Source organism: Paenibacillus sp. FSL H8-0259 (assembly GCF_037963255.1).
In the GTDB taxonomy this organism is placed as follows: domain Bacteria; phylum Bacillota; class Bacilli; order Paenibacillales; family Paenibacillaceae; genus Paenibacillus_AQ; species Paenibacillus_AQ phytohabitans.
The window spans coordinates 3535454-3555312 of the sequence record NZ_CP150147.1 but is presented as its reverse complement, the minus strand read 5'-3'; the positions used below and the strand labels follow the sequence as shown (position 1 = coordinate 3555312).

Here is a 19859-nt window from a genome sequence, read left to right as displayed (position 1 = left end):
TCAAAAAAACCGCCCGGCGTTTACACGCGTAGACGGTTCTGCAGACAATCCATTGCTCTCAGTCCTGTAAAGCTCCTGCCGATACAGTCTCGCGCACCGCAGCCGGAAGGAACGGATTAGGCTGACCCAGGCTGTAGATATGAAGCAGATGCATCGCCCGGGTACAGGCGGTATAGAAAAGCTTGCGTTCATGCTCACGGCCATATTTCTCTGCGGAGCCATCGTAGATAATTACGGCATCGAACTCCACGCCTTTAGCCAGATAGGCGGGCAGCACCAGAGTGCCCTTTTGAAAATTAGGCGTTTCCTTGGTAACCAGCCTAACCGGCAGCCTGCTCTGCAGTTCATTATGCACCCGTGCACTTTCTTCCGCTGTTTTGCAGATAACAGCTACATAATGATAGCCCTGTGCATGCAGACTCAGCACATCCTGCTCCACCGAGGCCAGCAGGTCGTCTTCACTGTCCACGACTGTCAGCAAAGGCTCCTCGCCGCGCCGGTTAAACGGTACGATTTTCTCCCCTCCGGGAATCATCGCCCGTGTAAACTCGACAATCTCATAGGTAGAGCGGTAGCTGCGGGTCAATGAGATCACTTCCGTGTTCTCTTCGCCATAGATGCTGACCAGCCCGGCCAAATCCCCCAGCACCTCACCTTGCGCATAGATGGCCTGGTTGAGATCGCCCAGCACAGTCATTTTGGCCCGCGGAAAGAGCCGGCGCATGAATTCCAGCTGGAACGGCGAATAATCCTGCACTTCATCGACGATCACATGACGGATCAGTGTATTGGTGCGGAAGCCCTGACTGAGCTCCTTCAAATACAGAAATGGTGTCGCGTCTTCGTAGGCCAGTTCGTTCCCGGCAATGGTAGCCAGCGTGAAGCTGCAGATGTCATCCCATACATCAGGCAGAACCTGGCTGCTGTTCAGGCTGTCCATTAACTCCCGGTCGGTAAACAGCCGGCTGTACAGCCCCTTCACATCAACGAACCGTCCGCGTTTGGTCCAGCCGCGCAGCGGCTTGAGGCGCTGGCTGACGATATAACGGGCGAGCATGATTTTCTCCGTTTCAAAATCATCAAAGCTATCATTATGCCCTCCGCCCTTGCGGCGCATCATATTATAAGCACGCTGATAGTCGCTGTTGTCCATAAGCTCAATCTGGTCATCGACCCATGATGCACTGCGTTCCTCAATGCTAAATGCTGCTATTCTTTTGAGCAGCCAGCCGGTCATCAGTTCGATCCGGTTAGCCAGCTTGATACCCGGGTCATAGCTATAGAACTGGCGCTCCATCTCTTCCTTGCCGACAACCGCACGCCCCTGGAACATCAGCGGCTTGAACATCATGCCTTCGTGCTCCAGCAGGTTTACATACCGCCGGATGACATCCAGGAACGATACGGAGGATTTATAGGTGATCCCTGCTCTGCGTATGGACGCTTCCGGCCCATCCGGCGCATTCAGCAGGCTCTCCGTCTGATTGAACACATCCTCCAGCTGAAACTCCTGTCCGAGCCGGTGCTCCAGATACATCTGGAAGGTGGTCTGCTGCATGTTCTCTTCACCGAGTTCAGGCAGAACGGTGGATACATAGCTGTTAAACAGCGGGTTTGGTGAAAAGAGCAGCATCTGGTCTGCCTGCAGCACCTCGCGGTATTTGTAGAGCAGGTAAGCTACCCGCTGCAGCGCCGCTGAGGTCTTGCCGCTTCCGGCCGCACCCTGCACAACCAGCATCCGGCTTCTGTCGTTGCGGATCACCGCATTCTGCTCCTTCTGGATGGTCGCAACAATGCTCTTCATCCGGTCATCGGCGCTGTGGCTCAGCACCTGCTGAAGCAGCTCATCGCCGATCGTTACGCCGGTATCGAACATCACTTCGATCTCTCCATTATCGATTACAAACTGGCGTTTGAGCTCCATGTTCCCCGTAATTAGTCCGCCCGGCGTGTCATAGGACGCCGGACCCGGCGCACCGTCATAATACAGGCTCGATATCGGGGCCCGCCAGTCGTAGATCAGGAAGGTTCCGTTATCCTCCATCAGTGAACCGATGCCCAGATAGATTTTATCTGCCGCAGCATCAGCTGATTCCGAGAAATCAATCCGGCCAAAGTAGGGGGATACGACCAGCTTTTTATATTTTTTGAGTGCTTTACTGGACTGCAGATGATGGCGTTCGCGTTCGTTCAGGATCTGCGCCTGCTGCCGCAGGCTTGTTGAGGTCTCGCCCAGATCGTCAGGACTGCTGAAGTTCACGGTAACTTCTTCCCAGAAGTCCTTACGCATATCCACGACATCCGTACGGTGGAGTCCAAGCTCCTCCGACAGCAGCCGGATGTGGGTAGATAACTGCCTGGTAATTCCGGTTACCCGCTCCTGCTCCTCTTGCCACTCGTGATCATGTTTATCCAATGCATTTCATCCCCTTCAGAAGGTTGACATTCATAATTCTACATGTTATAATTAAATTGAATAACTATGTTTTTTTGAATTAGGCTTTATTTGATATCTTTTTATATTACCAACTCTTTAGCGCTTTTACAAGTTTCCGGCACAATTTATTTCTAAGATAAGAATTGCTTCACGCAATACATAACCCTATGATGTATATATTCATCCGGTCCCTCTGGGACCGGATTTTTTTTGTTCTTTATATTTTTCCCGTCATATCGGCAGTGTCCTTCTCGTCCGTGTTCATCCGGTTAATCTGATCAGCCACCCTATCCAGACGATCCAGCTGATAGCCGTAATCATATATTGCCGCTGCCACCACGGACAACCGCAGCTGCCCGGATTTCTCAGGATCATATCCGTGGATGGCCGCCTCCAGAAATCGGTCGTTGTCCTCTGCCAGAAGTTCAGAATCATTCGCACCCGGCTTCAGCTTATCCTCGAATTTCAGCAGGATGTACTCATGATATTTAATCAGTTGCTCCAGATGCCGGTCAAACAGCTCATCGGTACGTTCTGTCCGCTCGGCCTGGAAGTAATGCCGGTCTATAGCCTCCAGCACCTGAAACCCCTTCTGCAGAGAATTGAGCAGATTCTTATACACCACCATCTGCCTTGTCTGACTGTATTTCGCCCTTCTTAGCTGCTTCTGCTCCTCTTCGAACAATGCATACTTGTCAGCCAATGCCTTAATGGAACCCTCCAGAGCGTTCTTCTCATCCCGGAATACACTTTCCTTCATTTCATGCGATACCGCAGTCCTTAGCAGCAGCGACAGGCTGGTGAACACATTCTCAATCTGCTGGATGTACTGCTTGCGCGGCTTCGGCGGAAAGACAGCGATATTAATAATGAATGCCGACAGAATACCGGTCAGCGTCAGCAGAAAACGGGTGAGCGCAAATTGCCACTGCCCGGAAGCCTCCATTACGGAGATTACGGTAACCAGCGTCAGGCCGATTGTATCAGCGCGGTTCATTTTCATGCTGATCATAATCACCAGAATACATACCAGCCCGACCGCAATCGGTTCATTGGACAGCAGCATTCCGCCCAGCAGTGCTATCACAGCTCCCATGGTGCTGGTCTGAATCTGATCGAGGAAATACCTCCATGATCTGTATATGGATGGCTGCATTGCAAAAATTGCTGCTATAGCCGCACCGACAGGGGAGGCGAAATTAAATAGAACGGACAGATAAAGTGCGAGCGTGACTGCCATTCCTGTTTTGAGTATGCGGGCACCAAAAGCCAAATCCATCCCTCCTAAAGAGCTTGATCTATTTCAATATAGATGCTGTGAATAAAAATTTATGTATATCCTGAAGGTATTCGGTAAATCTCTAATAATTGCACACACATTATTACCCATGAAGCACGCTGGCGAATTTTAGTATGGCTTAAGCCGGGTTTAAGGATTCTTTCAGCTTTCGGGGAATACTGGGTACATGTCAGCCAACATACAACTCAGAAGAGGTGAATCATGAACAACCCTATCCAAAGAATTACTGCATTCACTGCAGCCGTAATGCTCACTATGGCACCGGCTGCCGCTTTTGCGGAGAATCCGTCTACCGGCACAGCCACTTCCGCACCGGATTCCATACACGCCGGCAGGGAGCATGGGCATCCTCACGGCGGGAACAAGAACTTCCGGGCCGGAGGCCATTTCATCATCAATGAAACGGCTAAGCTGCTTGAGATGGACCGTTCAGAGCTCATTGACAGCCTGAAGGCAGGCAAGACACTCTCTGCCCTCGCCCAGGAGAAAAAGGGCTGGAGCGAAGATCAGTACATCCAGAAGCTGAGTGAAGCCGCCAGCCTCAAGGTCGACGAGTCGGTCAAGGACGGCCGGATTACGAAAGAGGACGCCGACAAGCTGAAGGCCGGGCTGCCCGTAATGATCAAGCTGAGCCTTAGCCGTGCGGCTCAGTTTCATCAGGCCAAGCCTTCACAGCAGCCTGCTGCGCCGAAGACACGCTAAAGCACCAGTCAATGATGCGGATGCCCTGCAGATTATTTGCGGGCATCCTTTTTGCCGTGCGGGCCTCCCCCTTTGCGCTCCTTGGAGTTCCGGTAAGCCTCGAAGCAGGCGGCAGACAGCATGAGCCATGCGCCGCTGGCTGCGTAGCCGCCGATCACATCACTGGGATAATGCACGCCCAGATAAATCCGGCTCCAGCCGATCCCGCCGGTCATCAGCACGGTGAACAGAATCAGGATGAATCGCTCACGTCTGTTGTGCATATGCCTCCAGAGAAGATAGGCAATCACTCCGTATAAAGAGAAGGCAGCCATAGAATGTCCGCTCGGAAAGCTGTACCCGGCCTGTTCAATGAGTCTGTGTATAGTGGGACGTTCGCGGTGGAACCACAGCTTCAGCAGTGTATTCAGCAATTGCGAGCCTAAGCCTACCCACAGAAACAAAGCCAGCTCCATCCGGTGCTTCAAGGCGAAGAATAATATAGTCATAGTCAGCAGCGAAATCCCGATAGCCAGCCTCGAGGAGCCGACGAGCGATAAGCTTTTGGCCAGCGCAGTGAGCGGCGGCGATTCCACAGATTGCACGATATGTATAACGGCACGGTCAAAGCCTGCAGCTCCGCCCTGCTTCACCAATACAGCGATCAGGATAAATCCCAGCAAAAACCATATAAAACGGCGAAATCCGCCGGACCAGTAATGATAATAAAGCATAACTACCCCCTTGTCTATTTCCGCGCCTGATGACAGATTTCCTGGAAGAGTCTCTCCCGTGTTATAATTGCCTAAGAAGTTAATTCATACTAAAGATGGAGTGCTGCCAAAGTGGAAAGTCTAAAATTACAGGAACGATTGTTGAACCAGTGTATCTCAACAAAAGTGCCCGTGACCATTTTTACAACTAACGGAGTCAAAATGCAGGGACTCGTAACCTCTTATGACGCTTATACTATCACCTTGCAGGGTCAAGGTGACGGCAGACAGAACGTACTCTTCAAATCGGCAGTCTCCACGGTAGTGCCGCTGAAGCCCGTCTCACTCAAATAAGCAGTCCCGCCCGGCGCATCTCTGGGCCTAACACCTACAAATTAACCGTCCCGAATTCAAAAGGAACACCGGAGCAAGCCATTCCGGTGTTCCTTTTGCCATTGTTGCCTGGCAGGACAAGCATTACACTTTGCAGTTAGTAACCGGTCCGAAATAATTATCCGGCAAATACTGCAGGCATTACACAGACCGGCTTGGACAATTCCGCCGTATTTCCTGTGAAGGTTAACCGCCCGCCGGCAGCATCCAGTGAGAAGACCACCAGATTATTGCCGTCCCGGTTGGCTACAATCAGATAGGCTCCGTCCGGCGTGACCGTGAAGTGGCGCGGATGCCCCCCTCTTGTGGATACATGCTCCACCAATGTAAGCTCAGCCGATGCCGGATTTACAGCGTAGACCACAATACTGTCGTGACCGCGGTTAGAGCCGTACAGATATCTGCCATCCTTGGAAAATGCAATTTCGGCACAGCTGTTATTCTCTGACGGGTAACCTTCCGGAAGTGTCGATACCGTAAATGCCGTCTGCAGAGTCCCTGCATCAGCATCATATAGGAAGGAAGTTACGGTGGAATCCAGCTCATTGATCACATAAGCGGATTTGCCATCCGGATGGAACACGAAATGGCGTGGTCCCGCTCCTTCATGCAGTACAGTATCTCCAAGCGCTTCAAGCTTCTTCGCTTCTTTGTTAATCCGGTAGGTCCGGATCAGATCCAGCCCCAGATCAGACACAAACAGGAAGCGCTCATCCGGACTGAAGATGGCCGAATGCGGATGCGGCCGGTCGTGGCCCGGAAGATCACTATGTCCGGTATGTACTGCAATATCCGTCAGGGCTTCGGGTATCCCGTCTGCATCCAGGGTAAGCAGTCCTACCGTTCCCCCGTGATAGCTGCATACTACAATATGTTCGCTTTCAGCATCTCTATTGATATTACAGGTCGTGGTTTGACCCGTGCCTGCGGCAGGCATCGTCGGAGTCCGCTTCAATTCAGTCAGCTTGCCGGTCTTCGGCTCAATCGCGAAGGTTACAATCTCTCCCTCTTTGCCGCCCTCCCCACTTGGCTTCTCGCCAATCGCATACAGCTTCAGCCCGGAAGGGTCCACATTTACGAACGTCGGGTTCGTTATGCCATCAGCTGTATCCAGCCTCTCAAGTGTACCTCCGGCTTCACCGTCAAAAGCAAACACCTGAACTCCGCTCTCCTCAGCCGTTGCATAAGAGCCGGTAAACAACAGCAGCTTCGTATTCTCATTCATCTGGGTAATCCTCCTCCAACTTGTGGTTATGGATGCATATCAGCCATCTATATAATTTACAGTTTTTCGTGAGGTATGACAAATGCAACGGAAAAAATGACAAAAAACATTTCAAAAATAAGACTTCTCAAAGCAAAAAGAGTATGCTATAATGAAAGCGCTAACATCAATGTTAATTATGTATAAAGGGGGAACACGAATGAGCAGCCTGCTGGAAGCCAGAAATGTATATGAGGACTTCGAGGTGGAGACAGACATTCTGTTCTTTAAGGTCGGGGACCATGACCTTGTCATTTTTCACGGCAGAAACTACAACATTAAAAAGAGAATGACTGCCGAGCAACTGAACCGCTTATTGTCGAGTAACAGCTATTATCATGTGTACGGGGGCTGCTACGTTAACCTGAACAAGATCAGCTCCATCGAAGATGACTGTATCTATTTCGGTGAAATGGGCTTGTATGCGAAATCTGTACGCGTTCCCAGACGCAAACAGGAAAGCATCCGCCATCTGCTGAGAGGACTTAGCTCCTGAGGCGGATACATATCCGTTGCCTGCTAATCCGTAGAATACAGCACAGAATTATTTTTACGCATTCAATGTCTCTCTCATCTGGCCGGAGCGCGCATGGGGAAACCTATTGCTGCTCCGGCTTTTTCCTGTTTCTTAATGGAATATTAAAAAGTTATTATGCTTTTTTATACTTTCTTAAGGTTTGGAATTCTGTTTTCTGGTAAAGTTGTAGAAAGACAGGCACCACCTATATTGAAGGGAGTCATTAATTATAATGGACAAAAAAGATTTCAACGAAAATGGACAGCTTGAAAACGGCGGAACGCCGCCGGAAGAGAACGACACTTCTGTAGTTACCCCGGAAGATGGAATTGAACGTGCCGAGGCCGTATCTGAACCTCAGGCTGAAGTAATTATTCCGGCAGAACCTGTACAAGCTGCAACAGAAAGCTCCAGCAGCGTGCACTCTCCGAAAATTGAAGAAAGCGTTCCCGTGATGAACAAGGTAGGCGACGGTACTCCTCCTTCGAAGCCGGCAGCACCTGCAGGCGGCAAAGGCTGGATGATCGCCTCCATCATATTGGCAGCGGCATTAATTGTAGTCCTGATTGTGCAGCCTTTCAAGAAAGACGACAGCAAGATCGCTGTTGCTACCGTTAACGGAACGGATATCACGAAAGCACAGCTTTACGATAAATTGGTTGAAGCAGGCGGCGAATCCACGCTGCAGAACCTGATTACTACCACTCTCGTGGATCAGGAAGCGAAGAAAGCCAACATTACCGTAACCGATGAAGACATTAACCAGGAGATCGCAGATCTGACCACCCAGTTCGGCGGTGAGGAAGCCCTGAATTCTGCTCTGCAGCAGAGCTCCATGACTCTGGATGACCTGAAGAAGCAAATGCCTTTGCAGGTTGAGATCCGCAAGCTGGTTGAACCGAAGGTTACCATTACGGATGAGGACATCTCCAAATACTACGATGAGAACAAAGCTACCTTCAATCAGGAAGAAGAAGTTCGCGCTTCACACATCCTCGTTGAAACCAAAGAAGAAGCTGATGCCATCGTCAAACAGCTGAAAGACGGAGCAGACTTCGCCACACTCGCTAAAGAGAAATCTGCAGATACCGGTTCCAAAGACAAAGGCGGAGACCTCGACTTCTTCAAACGTGCCGATATGGTTGCTGAATTCTCCGATGCGGCCTTCAACATGAAGGTTGGTGAAACCAGCGGTGCTGTGAAGACCGATTACGGTTACCACATTATCAAGGTTACTGACCGTAAAGAAGCACATGAATACACGCTTGCTGAGAAAAAAGAGGAAATCACCAAGACTCTGAAAGCGCAAAAAGTCTCGGAAATGTCTTCTACCTGGCTGGCTGATTTGACCAAGAATGCCACCATCACTAATACTTTGACCGATACTCCTGATGCATCCGCTACTCCGGCAGCATCTGCCGCACCAGATGCCAGTGCAGACCCTGCTGCTGCTGCAACAGAAGCTCCAGCCAAGTAATCTATTCATTCCTGCATAATACACACATACCTAAAGAGGACAGGCGGATTCCCGCCTGTCCTCTTTGCTTGTCCGGCCTTAGGCCCGGACGCAGCCGTCAATGATTCTTTTTACGGATCTGTTTGTCGTGATTCTCGCCCCACTCCTTGGCCTGTGCGGTTGCAATGGCAATCGCCCGCCCCTCCTCATAACCATCCTCAAGCAGCGCATTGGCAATTTCCACAGCCTTGTTGCGCACAGGTGCAGTGAAGTTCTTCAGAGAATCCGGATAGTCTCCTTTATTCCATGGCATAACAAAAACCTCCTTGATCTGACTATACTCATACTTAGCCGGATCAGGGAGGTTCTAAACCACTTATTGTAATGTTTCCTTATTTAATGACTTTCACACGCTCTTCAATCGGCTGGAATTCTTTCTCTCCCGGAGGGGTTACAATGGTACCGAACGGCAGCTGTGCAATCAGCTTCCACTCTGCCGGAATACCGAATGTTTCTTTGACTTCATCGTCAATCAGCGGATTGTAATGCTGAAGCGAAGCGCCCAGACCCTGTTCTGCGAATGCTGTCCACACTACGAACTGCAGAATTCCTGAGGACTGGTTGGCCCAGATCGGGAAATTCTCTGCATACAGCGCGAAGTTCTCCTGAAGATGCTTCACCACCGCCTGGTCTTCGAAGAAGAGCACGGAGCCGTAACCGGCTTTGAAAGAAGCTAATTTCTGGGCAGTGCCTTCGAATTGTTCAGTCGGAACGATTTTACGCAAGGTTTCTGCAGTGATATCCCACAGTTTATCATGTTGTTCACCCAGCAGGACCACGGCTCTGGAGCTCTGGGAGTTGAAGGAAGTCGGGCTATGTAATACTGCCTCTTCAACGATCTTCTGGATCTGTTCATCAGAGATTGGGGATTCTTTGCTGATTGCATATACGGAACGTCTGCCTTTTACCGCTTCGAAAAAGTTCTTAGACATAAAATAACTACCTCCATTTAATTAAGTAACTTACTTTTATAAATCTTAACACTTTTCCTACCGGAATACAACTCTTATTCACAACTTTTTCCTGTCTGCTTACTTATGCTTATATATCAGCTCTTAGTGTCGCTGTATTCGCAGTAATTATGCGCCTTCCACTATTTTCTATAAGCTGATCTTCACGTTTAGAAACATGGCACTAACTTTTCGTATATACAACCTGTCAATAAATACGCTACAATGATTCAGCAAAAGTGCAGAAAGAAGGTCATTTATGAGCTCCCCTTTTAAGGATGGAACTAAACGAACAATGAAATTCACATTATTAATGCTGCTAAGTTCTGCCTTGATTCTAAGCGGCTGCAGAGACACAGCTTCGACATCATTAAATGCAGCGGCCGCGGTTACAGAACCTGAGACAGCTATAGATTCCACTGCACCTGTGTCCTTCTGGGTCGCTACCGATACACATTATCTGGATAAAGCGCTTGAGGATGGCGGCCAAGCCTTCCAGACCTATGTCACAGGCGGAGACGGTAAGATGCTTCCCTACAGTGATGAATTAACTGAGGCTCTTGTCTATGATGTGGAACAGAAGAAACCTGAATTCCTCATTCTCAGCGGCGATCTCACCAACAATGGTGAAGCAAGCAGCCATAAAGAGTTAGCCGCGAAGCTGCACCGGATTGAGGCAATGGGCACCAGCGTATATGTTATTCCCGGCAACCACGATATCAATAACCCTTGGGCCAGATCCTTTGACGGTGACAAGCAGGTAGTTGCAGATCATATTAATGTGGAGGATTTCCTCGCGACCTATGAGGATTTCGGTTACCATGAGGCGCTATCCCGGGATGCTGACAGCCTAAGCTATGTGGTTAAGGCCGCCCCAGGCCTCTGGCTTCTGATGATTGACAGCGCCCAGTATGCGCATAATGAAGAATATAATTTTCCGCAGACGGACGGGCGGATCTTACCTTCAACCTTGTCGTGGATGGATGAGAATGTGAAGCTGGCCGCACAGGAGCATGCCTCGATCATTACTGTAATGCATCATAACCTGTTAAGCCACACCTCCATGGCGGTATCCGGCTTCAAGCTTAACAACAGCCAGGAAACCATGAAGACGCTCCGCAAGGATGGCCTCAATCTGGTCTTATCCGGGCATATCCATATGCAGGATATCCGCCGGGACCCTGCCGAGGATTCTATTGATCCGGCCATGCCTGTATACGATATTGCTACAAGCGCAATGGCGGTTAATCCCCATCAGTACGGCGCGATGACGTTTGATCCGGTCTCCCGTGCTTTTACCTATAATACGGCCGCAGTCGACGTGGAGGGCTGGGCTCAAGCGAAGGATATTACCGATCCTCATCTGCTGAACTTCAAATCGTATGCTGAAGATACCTTTGCAGGTGAATCTTATGAGAAGGCAATGACCAGACTGAAGGATAGCACCTTTACAGAAGCTCAGAAGCAGTCAATGGCCGAGGTCATGTCCAAGCTGAACGTGAAATATTTCGCCGGCACCGCCGCTGACTCACTGGACGAGATCCAAGCCATGCCGGGATACAAGCTGTGGGAGAGTATGGAGGGCGGATTCATGTCCGGGTATATCCGCAGTATGGCCGAGCATTCAGAACAGAGCAATGTATCGCTGGAGATGGTTCTGACTACACAGTAACCGACATTATTTTGAGAGGAGCATGCTTAGTGACAGATACTCATGAATCCCCGCCAGGCAGCAGCCTGCCTGAGATCATCTCCAAGCCGGCGCACCGGGCGCTGGCCGGAGCCGGTATTGTAAACCTGGAGCAGCTAACCACAATTACAGAAGCAGAGCTGCTGAAGCTGCACGGTATGGGTCCTAAGGGCATCCGTATCCTCCGGCAGGCGCTTGCAGACAAAGGGCTTGATTTTGCCAAGTAAGCTGGTGTAGTGTGACGCTCAACGTGATACATCAAACAGCGGCAGCCATGGACGGGATGAAGTCCTGAGCTGCCGCTGTTATGTTGTACTGGCTTAGCTTGAGACATGAGCCAGCTTTAACTGTATTTTGTACAACTAAAGCTTGCCCACATGCCTCAGAAGGAGTTTTAATTGCACTCTGTACACTTATATAATTCTTTTTTTGCCGAAGAAGAATATTTTGCTCAATTTTAATTGTACAGAATACAGTTATTCCTGTACATCCGGGTTTTCGCCGTCTTTTAATTGTACAGAATACAGTTATCTGCCATGCGCTCCGTACCGCCTGCTTGAATTCTTCATTTACTTATAAGCGCTGCCACAGAGAAAACCGCCAGAGAGAAAATCAGGCAGAGCGCTTCAATTTCTTGTGTAATATAATAGATGGCTCCGACAACCCCAAGCCCCGTTGCATTGGAGATAACAAGCCGCTTTACCAGCGATTCCCCGGCAAATCTGATGACTGCAAATTGAAAAATACTAAGCAGGATATGCAGAGGGTATAGAATTAAAAAGAACAGCACAAACACGACGAATCCGCCGGGGCCACTGATATATGTGGTCTCAGACACTAATGAATTATCGATGCCCGTGACCATTATGCCGTATAACACACTTAACACTGGCGAGATGAGGCAGATATTCATTAAAAGTTCCCTTTTAGCTTTGTCCATGTTCTAAACTCCTAACAGAAGTCTCTCATCCACATCGTGGAGAGAGACTTTCTTTCTGAAGTCCGCAGTATTTTTTATTTCGCGGTTACATCTTTGATTCCCCTCAAGATTCTATAAACTGCAAAGCACGTCTGGTATGATAATCAGAGATTCCCTTTGCAGTCTGCTGATCCGGATAACCTCTCTGGACCAGCTTTAAGCCAGCCGAGATCAACGAAAGATGATGATGATATTGATAGAACAGCTTCCTGTTTACATCGAGATTATCATTCTTCAGATACCGGTAGAAATCACCAAAACGGAATTCCATAAAACTGTGCTCGTGCTCAATATCGTAGAATCCGGCTCCTTCAATATCAATCAAACAGGGTTCAAGCTGATCCGTAACCAGCACATGGTTAGGACCGAGCTCTCCATGGATATATCCATAACGGCTTCTGCGTTCTACTCTTGATTCAAGTTTGTACAGCATATCGAGCAGCTTACCCTGATTCCTGCGGATAACATCAATATATTCAGAGGCATATGACAACTGGATTATAGCATTTTGCAATTGGATAAGATGACATTGTCCCGAACTTCGCTCTGTTTGATCCGGCTTCCCGTAGATATCGCTTTCCCCCGCATGCATGCCCGTAATCATGTCTCCCAGGCGTTGGAAGATAGTATCCTTAACCCTGGAATCAGAATGATTGAAATAGGCCTCGGCAGCTTGCCCGGTTACATACTCAACAAGCGCATAATCAAAATCATAAGGATTCCTGTCCTTATTCATATCATAGAGGGCAGGCGTCCGGATAGATTGTTCTAGTAAGTATCTGTTGTTTATCTCAAATTGTTCACTGCCGTAGGATTGCACATTCGTATTCTGATTCACAATTTCTTCCTGAAAATAATTCATCGTAATATCCCACACATACAGAACGCAGGAAAATCCATTAGTGCAGTCTATCTTATAGACCACCTTTTGCGCGCCTCCATGCATCTTTGTAACCATTGCAACACAATAACTTGTGCCAAAGACCTTCTCCACATACGCCTGTAAGGCAGCAGGATCGAGATGACAATAATTTTCCAAGGAACAACACTCCGCTTCTTCATTTATTGCCGGCTACCCCACTGTATTATATTTTCCGGAAAAAATATAGACTGTTTCTTTCGTTTCTGTTATTATGTTGAATTAGGTCTTGAATAAAATCGGCATACAAAACAGTCTCTGGAATCATTCCAGAGACTGTTTTGTATTTGCTGTATTTTCCCGGATATAGCCCCTGTTCGGTTTGAGTGCTCATGTGCTAATCTCCCCGCTGACTAATATACTCCAAGTAACATTCCGCCCGCTGAACCAGCTACAACGACTACCCAAGGCGGAAGCTTCCAGAAAACCAGCATAATAAATAGAATGGCGGCCAGCGCGAAATCCATCGGCTCCACAATAGCAGAAGTCCACAGGGGATCATACAAGGCAGCAAGTAATAACCCAACAACAGCTGCATTAATTCCGGCCAGGGCTCCCTGAATTTTCAGGTTTTTTCTTAAGCTGTTCCAAAAAGGAAGTGCGCCGACTACGAGAAGAAAGGCCGGCAGGAAGATGGCGGACGTGGCAACGATTGCCCCGGTAACACCTCCGGTCAGGGCCCCAAGGTAACTTGCAAAAGTGAACAACGGACCCGGAACTGCTTGCGTGGCTCCGTACCCCGCCAGGAAATCTGCTTGGCTAACCCAGCCTGAAGGAACTACTTCTCTTTCCAGAAGCGGAAGCACAACATGTCCGCCGCCGAATACCAAAGAACCGGAACGATAAAAGCTGTCAAATATCGCCAACCCTCCGGTCTCTGCAGTTCCTCTTAATAAAGGGAGAGCTACTAAGAGACCAAAAAATAATAGTAAACAGAGAATAGCAAAGGTTCGGCTGATTGAAACGTGAAGGTTTGCTGTGCCTTCCGCAGTTTTTTTGCGATAAAGCCAAACCCCAACTATGCCAGCTGCAGCAATTGTAAGTACCTGGCTGTAGGCTGTCTGCCAGGACAATGTAACAGCTGCTCCAATAACAGCGATGGTTACTCTTTCCCGGTCAGGTGTCAGCTTTTGCCCCATTCCAAGAATAGCATGGGCAACAACCGCCACAGCAACGATCTTCAGTCCATGAATCCAGCCTGCACTGCCTATATCATATCCTTGAAGCAAAAAGGCAAAGGCAACCAGCGCAATGACAGAAGGTAAAGTAAAGCCTAGCCACGCAACAACCCCTCCCAGCAAACCTGCTCTTACAACACCGATACCGATACCAACCTGGCTGCTCGCCGGACCAGGGAGAAACTGGCAAAGAGCTACCAGATCAGCGTAGCTCCGTTCATCCATCCATTTCCGGCGGCGTATATACTCATTGTGAAAGTAACCCAGGTGAGCGATCGGTCCTCCAAACGAAGTAAGACCCAGTTTAGCAGATACAAGCAGTACTTCAAGAAGAGCCCCCGCTCTCCCCTTCTGAATATCTTCCGGTACCCTCTGCTCATCCGTCTGCATTTACATTGCCCCCTTGATTTTGAACTGCACAGCTAAACTTTACTGATTAGAGTATCCAGCATTTCCTTGCGTCCGCTTAACTCCCTGAACGGTCCACACCATACAGCTTCTTCATATGCTCAATATGAGAAACTCCCCAATCATTCAATACCTGCAGCACAGAACTTAATCCTTTCCCATATTCCGAGATTGAATATTCAACCTTTGGCGGGATCTGATTGTACACTTCACGGTGAACGATATCGTTATACTCTAACTCCCTTAACTGCTGGGTGAGCATCTTCTTGTTAATATCCGGAATGGATTTCTGCAGTTCTCCGAATCGCATGGTGCCTTTGTTCATTAGCTGCAGCAGAATAACAGGCTTCCATTTCCCGATCAGAATGTCCAGTGCCGATTCAAACTTACAATACGATTCCATAGCCTCCAGCTCCTTATCCTGCGTATGGTTACTTATTCTTAACTATGTTTATTAAAAGTGCCTACTTTCGCGTATCGCTTCATTGGGGCTATTATACCAGTAACAGACAGCAAAAACGTATCAGGAGGAGTCATTTATGAATACTGCATTATGGATTGTACAGGGAATTGCAGCAGCAGGTTTTGTATATTCGGGCTGGCTTAAGGCCTTTCGGTACGGGCAGGCGAAAAAATCCTGGGGATGGGTATCGGATGTTCCCAAGGCATTAGTGGTCTTTATAGGGGTAGCCGAACTATTGGGCGCACTTGGATTGATACTTCCTTATGCGCTGAATATTGTACCTGTGTTAACGCCGGCTGCCGCAGCAGCCCTTGCAGTGACTGTCCTGTGCGGCGCCCTTTTTCATATCAGACGCAAGGAATACCGGGAGATCGGCGTGAACATCTTCTTTATCGTGTTGGCTCTAATTGTCGCGGCTGGACGGTTCTGAACGAGAAAGTCAAGATAGTCCTACTCAGCTTACAGATGATCCATCCAGATATTCCAGGACAGAAAAACGCAAACCGCCGCCATTACAAAAAAAACAGCAGAAACCCGGGTGTTTGAACGGAAATTAACGCCATAGGCTGTAAAAAAGATTGCTGCTGCTAATTTAGAGGTAAGCTGATAATAACCATTTTGCGGAAAAGAGGAGCTGCTAAATATAACGGCCGCAAGCAATGTGGTAATAATAAGAATCTTAAACCACAGTGGTTCTGTTAAGAATTGTTTGTAGATTAGAATGATCCGCTGCATGCTAGCCGCCCTTTCATTTATCTGAAATTTTATCCTTTTCTTTAATTTCACTATACCTGAATATAAAAAAAACCGGAACCACCTAATTTCTTAGGGGTTCCGGCTTCATGCTTACCTCTTTAAACCTTACGGACGGTCAATCCAGATATATCCGTCTTCATCCACTTCAACGGTAGCATGTAGACCTTGTGCCAGAACACGCAGCGGCACATAAGCATCTCCGTATTCATCCACGAATACAGGCTGTGGAAGCTTAACGGTAGCGCCGGCAATCTGTGCCTGTGCGGAGCCGATTTTGAATACCAGCAGATCGCCGTAGACATCATCGGTTACATTAATCGCGCGATTAGCCGCATCCCACTCAACAGAAGCATCCAGGTCCTCTGCAATATAGCGCAGCGGAACATAAGTGGTGCCGTTGTCCACGATAGGATAATAATAATCATCATCCGGTGCCATCATCAGGCTCTTGGACGTAATCCCCATATCATCCTTGAGCAGGTTGTAGACCGCAGAACCCTGTTCAAAGCTTCTCAGCGTCTCACCCGGAGTAAGCTGCGCTGAGGAGAAATCAATGCCGCCGGTTGTGCTGATCGGATCAGCAGTTACAGGACCATTCACGTTCCAGGTCTCCGAAACCAGCTTCACATTGATACTCTGCAGCGGCAGATCTTCACTGGCCGGAAGAGCAACCTTAAGATCAATGTTCTGCTTACGGACATGGAAGCCGCTGTCCACGAACAGGTCCACGGTCAGCTTCGTATCTTTGCCGAGAACAGTCTTCAGTTCAGGAGTGCTCTCATAGAGATTCTCGAGCTGCTTGTCGTAGACCAGCAGTAGAGCATCCACTGCCAGCTTGGCAGCATCATGCGCTACAGTAACTACGCCTTCTTTGTCATCCAGCGGAATCTCTCCAAAGCCGAGACTGTTCAGATCTTCACCTGAAGCCTCAAGTAGCGGATACAGATAATCATAGAGGCCGCTGATCAGGGCAGTGAAGCCTTCAGTGTCTTTGGAGATCGATCTCAGGAAGCTCTTCAGCAGCACCGGAAGCTCTTCACCATTAATTTCGGTATGTAGCTTCGTCAAGCTCGTCTGCTGGCCATATACAGTTTCCGATACCGAGGCAACCGTAATTGCTCCAGGATTCGGCAGGTTCTTCACCACGAACTGGGAGATCAGCTTGGAGAGCTCCAGTGTCTTCGTCTGATCCAGACCTTCTATACCGAGTGTGTCTTCATATCCCTGAATCGGGAAGTAGAACGGTTGCTTGGCTCCTTCAGCGGTAAAGACAATATTCGCCTGATCCATGAAGAAGGAGAAAGGAATTTTGGATTGCTTATACCCTAGAATTCCCGATGCCGAGACATTGCCGTTGTCCTGCAGCTTCACATTTCCAAGCGTAAGGGATAATGAATTAATAAGATCGACAATCTCTTGATCCTCCGCACGGATGCCTACTGCAGGAACAGCGCTTAAGCTAAGCGTCGTACTTGATTCTGAGGACTTCACATCGAGATCCCCGAGCAATGCCTTGTTGACATCAAATCCGCCGACGGTTTGGCAGCCTGCCAGGATCAGCAGCAGTGCGAGAAACGGCACTATCCATTTGGTTCTTGCTTTCATTTTCTTCATAGCATGTCTCCTCTAGCTCATAATGTGGTAACGTATCCATCATCTCAAAGGAGGAAGGATTTGTAAATGTAGAGGTCAGATTCTATTCCCCCTTCATAGGGTAAATAAACTCCGCCACTCTATAGATACCCAATCTTGGAAAAAGAGAATCTTTACCAACGCAAGTACCGCTAAATGTGCGGGATAAAATGACCACCAGACCCAGCGCGGCAGCCGTTTCCGCTCCAGTAATATCCAGAAGCCCGGAGTCAGCGCAATGAGGATGGTAGGGACTATACTGGCCATCTGCACCAGCCAGTTATAATAGAACAAATAGAATACGTTCAGTGCAAAATGTGCCAGCACAAGCCAATACGAGCGGGAATAACGGAAAATCAGCACCAGAAGCAGCCCGTACGCATTATAATCCAGCGGCAGAATATCCATGAGCAGCACCGCAAGGATAATTACCGGAATCCCGTACCACAGCTTCGGCAGCTTATCGAGCAGCGTCAGCACGGCAGCAGACAGCAGGAGGGTGAACACCACATTCCATCCGCCGGGGTCCAGCGCCAAATTATACGGAATCTGGGCAAGCAGGGCGATCACCAGCAGCCGCCGCAGATAGCGGGGTCTCGATGAAGTATGTATATGCCCTTGCACCAGCGCGTAGCAGTAAATCGGAAAAGCAATTCTCCCCACTACCCTCCAGGCAAGCTCGCCCGGGAAAAAAATATAGCCGATGTGGTCGATCAGCATGGTCAGCATGGCAATAATCTGCATCTGTGGCCTCCTGTCACAGTTATGTATTAGTTTACGCCTTAGATGCTATTATCCATGGCCGGGCGGGATGCTGCAAGTGTTGCATGGGATCTTTATGTCAAAAAACCAGAATGCTCCCTGCCTGGGAGCAATTCTGGCGGTAATTCAAGCCTAAGCTGTCTTCGACTTATTATAAATATCAAAACCTACTGCCAGCAGCAGCACCAGACCTTTAATGCCCTGCTGCCAGTCTACGCCGAGGCCGACGAGCGACATCCCGTTATTCATAACCCCCATGACCAGACCGCCGATGATTGCGCCGACCACGGTCCCGATCCCGCCGGAAGCGGATGCTCCGCCGATGAAGCAGGCGGCGATGGCATCCAGCTCGAAGTTGGTGCCGGCTTTGGGTGTAGCCGAGTTGAGCCGTGCAGCGAACACGAGCCCGGACAATGCGGCAAGCACCCCCATGTTAACGAATACCCAGAAGGTGACACGTTTGGTTTTGACCCCGGAGAGGCTTGCCGCCTTCTCGTTGCCGCCAAGTGCGTAGATATGCCGGCCCATCGTCATGTGATTCATGACGAATGAATAAATCGCGATCAGCACCAGCAGAATGACGAGGATGTTCGGAATCCCGTTATATTGGGCAATGACATAAGTGAACAGGTTGATTACAATGACCAGTGCCGCCGCCTTGCCAACCGAAATCCACACCGGGGATTGTTCGAAGCCGTATTTAAGTGTGATTTGGCGGCTGCGGTATTCCTGATAGACAACCAGAACGGACAGGATGACTCCGATGACCAGGGTCAGCACATTCAGCGAACTGCCGCCGGCAATATCGGGGAGGAACCCCGAGCTGATCTTCTGAAAAGCCTTGGGAAACGGTGCAATGGATTGTCCATTAAGCACGATCATCGTTAGGCCCCGGAACAGCAGCATCCCTGCCAGGGTGACGATAAACGCGGGGATTTTGATATAAGCGACCCAGAAGCCCTGCCATGCACCGACCAGAGCGCCCATCAATAGCGAGAGAATCACAGCTAGCACAGGATTCATCTTCATATCGACCATCATAATGGCCGAAAGTGCGCCGATGAAGGCGGCCACCGAACCTACTGACAGATCAATGTGCCCGGTGATAATGACGAGTACCATCCCGATGGCGAGCACCAGAATGTAGCTGTTCTGCAGAATCAGATTGGTTACGTTCAGCGGCTTCAGCAGAATGCCGTCCGTCATAATTTGAAAGAAAATAGAAATAAAGATCAACGCAATAATCATGCCGTATTGGCGGATATTCTTTTTGAAAAGTTCAGTAATGGCTCCCATGCGGT

The 19859-nt window shown here is 49.1% G+C and carries 21 protein-coding genes; 7 read left to right on the top strand and 14 right to left on the bottom strand.

Features of this window, described 5'->3' with window-relative positions; all coding sequences use genetic code 11:
• Window positions 1–58 precede the first annotated feature (58 nt).
• Entirely contained in the window at window positions 59–2416 is a 2358-nt protein-coding gene (gene helD / locus NSU01_RS14955; protein WP_042136671.1) for an RNA polymerase recycling motor HelD, read from the bottom strand.
• Between the two features lie 238 nt (window positions 2417–2654).
• Window positions 2655–3710, bottom strand: coding sequence for an aromatic acid exporter family protein (locus NSU01_RS14950; RefSeq protein ID WP_042136669.1), 1056 nt, complete (start codon window positions 3708–3710; stop codon window positions 2655–2657).
• A 228-nt stretch (window positions 3711–3938) separates the two neighbouring features.
• Here NSU01_RS14950 and NSU01_RS14945 point away from each other — a divergent pair, with 228 nt between their 5' ends.
• Window positions 3939–4439, top strand: a complete 501-nt coding sequence (locus NSU01_RS14945; protein ID WP_076245490.1) for a hypothetical protein — start codon at window positions 3939–3941, stop codon at window positions 4437–4439.
• A gap of 32 nt (window positions 4440–4471) precedes the next feature.
• Here NSU01_RS14945 and NSU01_RS14940 read toward each other — a convergent pair whose 3' ends face one another.
• Window positions 4472–5152, bottom strand: coding sequence for a phosphatase PAP2 family protein (locus NSU01_RS14940; RefSeq protein WP_076245488.1), 681 nt, complete (start codon window positions 5150–5152; stop codon window positions 4472–4474).
• Between the two features lie 111 nt (window positions 5153–5263).
• On the opposite strand from NSU01_RS14940, the gene hfq reads away from it, so the two are divergent.
• Window positions 5264–5485, top strand: coding sequence for an RNA chaperone Hfq (gene hfq / locus NSU01_RS14935; RefSeq protein WP_039298097.1), 222 nt, complete (start codon window positions 5264–5266; stop codon window positions 5483–5485).
• A 157-nt stretch (window positions 5486–5642) separates the two neighbouring features.
• On the opposite strand, the gene NSU01_RS14930 is transcribed toward hfq, so the two are convergent.
• Entirely contained in the window at window positions 5643–6749 is a 1107-nt protein-coding gene (locus NSU01_RS14930; RefSeq protein ID WP_042136662.1) for a lactonase family protein, read from the bottom strand.
• A 199-nt stretch (window positions 6750–6948) separates the two neighbouring features.
• Here NSU01_RS14930 and NSU01_RS14925 point away from each other — a divergent pair, with 199 nt between their 5' ends.
• Both NSU01_RS14925 and NSU01_RS14920 read left to right on the top strand, forming a co-directional pair.
• Window positions 6949–7284, top strand: a complete 336-nt coding sequence (locus tag NSU01_RS14925) for a LytTR family transcriptional regulator DNA-binding domain-containing protein (RefSeq protein WP_039298093.1) — start codon at window positions 6949–6951, stop codon at window positions 7282–7284.
• 253 nt (window positions 7285–7537) lie between these two features.
• The gene (locus NSU01_RS14920; RefSeq protein WP_076245485.1) at window positions 7538–8782 is read left to right on the top strand and encodes a peptidylprolyl isomerase; all 1245 of its coding nucleotides are present in this window, start codon (window positions 7538–7540) and stop codon (window positions 8780–8782) included.
• A 97-nt stretch (window positions 8783–8879) separates the two neighbouring features.
• Here NSU01_RS14920 and NSU01_RS14915 read toward each other — a convergent pair whose 3' ends face one another.
• Complete coding sequence (locus tag NSU01_RS14915) at window positions 8880–9074, bottom strand: hypothetical protein (protein WP_039298089.1); 195 nt, start codon at window positions 9072–9074, stop codon at window positions 8880–8882.
• A 79-nt stretch (window positions 9075–9153) separates the two neighbouring features.
• A complete protein-coding gene (locus tag NSU01_RS14910; protein ID WP_042136658.1) occupies window positions 9154–9753 on the bottom strand; it encodes a nitroreductase family protein in 600 nt (199 codons plus the stop codon).
• A 313-nt stretch (window positions 9754–10066) separates the two neighbouring features.
• On the opposite strand from NSU01_RS14910, the gene NSU01_RS14905 reads away from it, so the two are divergent.
• Window positions 10067–11443, top strand: a complete 1377-nt coding sequence (locus NSU01_RS14905) for a metallophosphoesterase (protein WP_339303309.1) — start codon at window positions 10067–10069, stop codon at window positions 11441–11443.
• Window positions 11444–11472: 29 nt separating this feature from the next.
• Window positions 11473–11688, top strand: coding sequence for a DNA-binding protein (locus NSU01_RS14900; RefSeq protein WP_076245482.1), 216 nt, complete (start codon window positions 11473–11475; stop codon window positions 11686–11688).
• A gap of 338 nt (window positions 11689–12026) precedes the next feature.
• Here the strand turns inward: NSU01_RS14900 and NSU01_RS14895 are convergent, their stop codons facing one another.
• The 4 genes from NSU01_RS14895 to NSU01_RS14880 all read right to left on the bottom strand — a co-directional run bounded on the left by NSU01_RS14895 (window position 12027) and on the right by NSU01_RS14880 (window position 15348).
• Complete coding sequence (locus tag NSU01_RS14895) at window positions 12027–12401, bottom strand: hypothetical protein (RefSeq protein WP_042136654.1); 375 nt, start codon at window positions 12399–12401, stop codon at window positions 12027–12029.
• 103 nt (window positions 12402–12504) lie between these two features.
• Window positions 12505–13434: a phosphotransferase gene (locus NSU01_RS14890; protein WP_076245547.1), complete on the bottom strand. Its 930-nt coding sequence runs from the start codon at window positions 13432–13434 to the stop codon at window positions 12505–12507.
• Window positions 13435–13712: 278 nt separating this feature from the next.
• The gene (locus tag NSU01_RS14885) at window positions 13713–14927 is read right to left on the bottom strand and encodes a chromate transporter (protein WP_042136652.1); all 1215 of its coding nucleotides are present in this window, start codon (window positions 14925–14927) and stop codon (window positions 13713–13715) included.
• A gap of 76 nt (window positions 14928–15003) precedes the next feature.
• The gene (locus tag NSU01_RS14880; protein ID WP_042136651.1) at window positions 15004–15348 is read right to left on the bottom strand and encodes a helix-turn-helix domain-containing protein; all 345 of its coding nucleotides are present in this window, start codon (window positions 15346–15348) and stop codon (window positions 15004–15006) included.
• 136 nt (window positions 15349–15484) lie between these two features.
• Between NSU01_RS14880 and NSU01_RS14875 the strand changes: the two genes are divergently transcribed.
• On the top strand, window positions 15485–15838 hold the full coding sequence (locus NSU01_RS14875; protein ID WP_042136649.1) for a DoxX family protein: 354 nt from the start codon (window positions 15485–15487) through the stop codon (window positions 15836–15838).
• 29 nt (window positions 15839–15867) lie between these two features.
• Here NSU01_RS14875 and NSU01_RS14870 read toward each other — a convergent pair whose 3' ends face one another.
• The 4 genes from NSU01_RS14870 to mmsB all read right to left on the bottom strand — a co-directional run bounded on the left by NSU01_RS14870 (window position 15868) and on the right by mmsB (window position 19854).
• Window positions 15868–16143 carry a hypothetical protein gene (locus tag NSU01_RS14870; protein WP_042136647.1) on the bottom strand — a complete coding sequence of 92 codons (276 nt, stop codon included), beginning with the start codon at window positions 16141–16143 and terminating at the stop codon, window positions 15868–15870.
• A gap of 126 nt (window positions 16144–16269) precedes the next feature.
• Window positions 16270–17778 carry a copper amine oxidase N-terminal domain-containing protein gene (locus NSU01_RS14865; RefSeq protein ID WP_083705610.1) on the bottom strand — a complete coding sequence of 503 codons (1509 nt, stop codon included), beginning with the start codon at window positions 17776–17778 and terminating at the stop codon, window positions 16270–16272.
• Between the two features lie 93 nt (window positions 17779–17871).
• Window positions 17872–18540 (bottom strand): TraX family protein, encoded by a 669-nt coding sequence (locus tag NSU01_RS14860; RefSeq protein ID WP_076245479.1) that lies wholly within the window; start codon window positions 18538–18540, stop codon window positions 17872–17874.
• A 150-nt stretch (window positions 18541–18690) separates the two neighbouring features.
• Window positions 18691–19854 carry a multiple monosaccharide ABC transporter permease gene (gene mmsB, locus NSU01_RS14855; protein ID WP_042136644.1) on the bottom strand — a complete coding sequence of 388 codons (1164 nt, stop codon included), beginning with the start codon at window positions 19852–19854 and terminating at the stop codon, window positions 18691–18693.
• Between the last annotated feature and the right edge of the window lie 5 nt (window positions 19855–19859).

Coding starts and splice junctions, on each gene's coding strand:
- NSU01_RS14910 (WP_042136658.1), bottom strand. CDS start 9,753: ATGTCTAAGAACTTTTTCGAAGCGGTAAAAGGCAGACGTTCCGTATAT.
- NSU01_RS14860 (WP_076245479.1), bottom strand. CDS start 18,540: ATGCAGATTATTGCCATGCTGACCATGCTGATCGACCACATCGGCTAT.
- NSU01_RS14870 (WP_042136647.1), bottom strand. CDS start 16,143: ATGCAGCGGATCATTCTAATCTACAAACAATTCTTAACAGAACCACTG.
- NSU01_RS14885 (WP_042136652.1), bottom strand. CDS start 14,927: ATGCAGACGGATGAGCAGAGGGTACCGGAAGATATTCAGAAGGGGAGA.
- NSU01_RS14930 (WP_042136662.1), bottom strand. CDS start 6,749: ATGAATGAGAATACGAAGCTGCTGTTGTTTACCGGCTCTTATGCAACG.
- NSU01_RS14940 (WP_076245488.1), bottom strand. CDS start 5,152: ATGCTTTATTATCATTACTGGTCCGGCGGATTTCGCCGTTTTATATGG.
- NSU01_RS14925 (WP_039298093.1), top strand. CDS start 6,949: ATGAGCAGCCTGCTGGAAGCCAGAAATGTATATGAGGACTTCGAGGTG.
- NSU01_RS14875 (WP_042136649.1), top strand. CDS start 15,485: ATGAATACTGCATTATGGATTGTACAGGGAATTGCAGCAGCAGGTTTT.
- NSU01_RS14895 (WP_042136654.1), bottom strand. CDS start 12,401: ATGGACAAAGCTAAAAGGGAACTTTTAATGAATATCTGCCTCATCTCG.
- NSU01_RS14915 (WP_039298089.1), bottom strand. CDS start 9,074: ATGCCATGGAATAAAGGAGACTATCCGGATTCTCTGAAGAACTTCACT.
- NSU01_RS14865 (WP_083705610.1), bottom strand. CDS start 17,778: ATGAAGAAAATGAAAGCAAGAACCAAATGGATAGTGCCGTTTCTCGCA.
- NSU01_RS14905 (WP_339303309.1), top strand. CDS start 10,067: ATGAAATTCACATTATTAATGCTGCTAAGTTCTGCCTTGATTCTAAGC.
- NSU01_RS14920 (WP_076245485.1), top strand. CDS start 7,538: ATGGACAAAAAAGATTTCAACGAAAATGGACAGCTTGAAAACGGCGGA.
- mmsB (WP_042136644.1), bottom strand. CDS start 19,854: ATGGGAGCCATTACTGAACTTTTCAAAAAGAATATCCGCCAATACGGC.
- NSU01_RS14880 (WP_042136651.1), bottom strand. CDS start 15,348: ATGGAATCGTATTGTAAGTTTGAATCGGCACTGGACATTCTGATCGGG.
- NSU01_RS14945 (WP_076245490.1), top strand. CDS start 3,939: ATGAACAACCCTATCCAAAGAATTACTGCATTCACTGCAGCCGTAATG.